This is a genomic window from uncultured Campylobacter sp. (assembly GCF_938045775.1).
In the GTDB taxonomy this organism is placed as follows: Bacteria; Campylobacterota; Campylobacteria; order Campylobacterales; family Campylobacteraceae; genus Campylobacter_B.
Genome location: NZ_CALIBH010000234.1, coordinates 1 through 2,316, shown reverse-complemented (window position 1 = coordinate 2,316; position 2,316 = coordinate 1). Strand labels below are relative to the sequence as shown.

General features: G+C 47.0%; 3 protein-coding genes. 1 reads left to right on the top strand and 2 read right to left on the bottom strand.

From position 1 onward, the window contains the following. Both Q0238_RS09660 and thiD read right to left on the bottom strand, forming a co-directional pair. Positions 1–400: MFS transporter (locus tag Q0238_RS09660; protein ID WP_297945591.1), on the bottom strand; the 400-nt coding region annotated here is incomplete at its 3' end. Positions 401–966: 566 nt separating this feature from the next. Beyond that, entirely contained in the window at positions 967–2,088 is a 1,122-nt protein-coding gene (thiD, locus tag Q0238_RS09655; protein WP_297945590.1) for a bifunctional hydroxymethylpyrimidine kinase/phosphomethylpyrimidine kinase, read from the bottom strand. 174 nt (positions 2,089–2,262) lie between these two features. Between thiD and Q0238_RS12310 the strand changes: the two genes are divergently transcribed. Next, positions 2,263–2,316: lipoprotein (locus Q0238_RS12310; RefSeq protein ID WP_363317138.1), on the top strand; the 54-nt coding region annotated here is incomplete at its 3' end.

The window sequence follows — 2,316 nt, the reverse complement described above, 5'->3', positions numbered from 1 at the left end:
TCGCTACGATTTTTTGTCTATCCTTCTCGTCATATGTATCGCCTATAACGCCGAGACAGACGGCGATTATACCCGCCGCCGCGCATCCCGTGCAAAAACGAAATAAAACAAGCCATACTAGACGTTTTGCAGTGGAGCAAAGAAGCGTAAATATCGCCAAAAAAAGCATTAGCAAGAATAAAATTTTACCTCTGCCGTAGCGATCGCTAAGATGTCCGTAAACCGGCTGAAGTAAGCCATAGGGGATCAGATATGCCGTCAAAACTGTGGAGGCGGCGCTTACCTGCACCCCAAACGTATCTGCGATGCTAGGTAGCAGTAGCGATGCGATCCAGTTATCTGCGGCAGAGATTATCCCTGAGGCGATGATTAAGAGTAGTAGTCCTTTTTTGCGGCGCATTTTAAATTCCTAAATTTACGTAATTTTAGCCATCATAACTCTTTTGCGAGGAAATTTGAAATTTTAGCGAACTCAGCAAATATGAGACGAAAGGAATGGATCGCTAAGTTCGCAGCTAGAGGGCACAATGCGGCAGGTATAGCGCGACATCGGCATACAATGCGATGCATCTACCTTGAGCAACGCGAGTAGTGAATGAATGACTAGTTTATATTTATAATCCACTTTTTTCGCGCATAAAGACCTATAAGAAATAACGCAAATTTAACAATGCCACGAAGCAGAGCTATAGCATAAGGCAAATAAGGAAAGCTCTAACTTGCAGCACGAACCCTACAATAAAATTCAAAAATTCTTTAAAATTCTACGCGGATTATGATGCCTAAAAATTAACTAAAATTTTAAGCGCACTACTCCCGCAACACGCTTTTTAGCCACGAAATTCCGCCGTTTATCACAAGTCGCGACGAACCGTTTGTACGATCTTGTGCCGCTAGGTTAAATTTAATTAGCAGCGGAATTTTGAAATTTTACGAATGCAGGGATCTGGGCGAGCGCTTGGAATTTTAATCCGGGACGATAATTTTGATTTCATTCGCGCAAGATCCGCCAAAATCCGCGCCGAAGGGATCTTGGACCGTAAAATAATGATCTATCGCGCCGCATCCGCGCCCGATCTGCTCACCCCAGCCAAGCGCCCTGCGCACGAAGCCCTTAGCATGGGCGACGGCTGCGGGCAGACTAAGCCCCACCGCCAGCGCGCACGCGATTGCGCTTGAGAGCGTGCAGCCCGTGCCGTGGGTGTTGCGCGTAGCAATTTTAGGCGCCGAAAATTCGTAAAATTTGCCGTTTTCATACAAAATATCGACTGCGAAATTTCTCAAATCGCCGCCCTCGTCCTCGCCGCTCGGTTTAAAGCCGTCATATAAAGGCGCTGCGGATAAATTTTGTTCAAAAGAGGGCTCCGCGCCCGCCGCTAAATTTACGCCTTCGCTAGTAAAATTTTCATCCGCGAAATTTGCGCGCTCCGTCAAACCCGCAGAATTTTTGAGCGCCCCGTTTTCGCCCATCTCGCGCTGCGAAGCATTAAAATTTCGCGCTATATTCATTTCTGCCGTGCCTGCTTCTGTCGCAATGCAAGCCTCGCTTGCACCCGCAAGATCGCCGCCTTTAATCAAAATCGCGCCGCCGAAAAACTGCGAAATTTTAACTGCCGCGGCGCGCATACCTGCTAAGCTTGAAATTTTCATCTCCGCCAAAACCTCGGCCTCGCGCACGTTGGGCGTGATGATCTCTGCGGCGGGGGCGAGCTTATATTTTAGCGCATGCAGCGCGCTTTGTTTCATCAAAACTCCGCCGCTAGTAGCGACCATCACGGGATCTAAAACGACGTTTTTTGCGCCGTGCCTGCTCAGGCTCTTTGCGATGGTTTCGGCAACCCCCTCATTGGAGATCATTCCGATTTTAACGGCATCCGGAAAGATATCGCTAAAAATCGCATCGAGCTGCGCCTCTACAAAATGCGGTGGAACGTCCAGCACGCCGAATACGCCGCGCGAATTTTGCGCTGTAAGCGCCGTAATAGCGCTCATAGCAAACATCTTGTGTGCGCTAATCGTCTTGATATCAGCTTGGATGCCCGCGCCGCCGCCGCTGTCCGAACCCGCGATAGTAAGAATTCTTTTCATAAAAAGCCTTTAAAATTTTAGCGCGATTATATCGAAATTCCGCTATAATTCCACTCGGTAGATTATTTTACGGGCTCAATTTAAGTTTTCTTTATGTAGTTTTTAATATAATCTAAGTTCGTTTCGTAATAACTATTACAAATACAAAATTTTAACCCAACTAGAGGAAATTTCATGAAAAAAGTCGCCAGTTTGATTTTCGCAGCGTTTTTAGTTTCGGGCTGCTCC

What these genes read in the sequence shown, in the direction of transcription:
- thiD (WP_297945590.1), bottom strand. Translation starts at nt 2,088, where the DNA reads ATGAAAAGAATTCTTACTATCGCGGGTTCGGACAGCGGCGGCGGCGCG.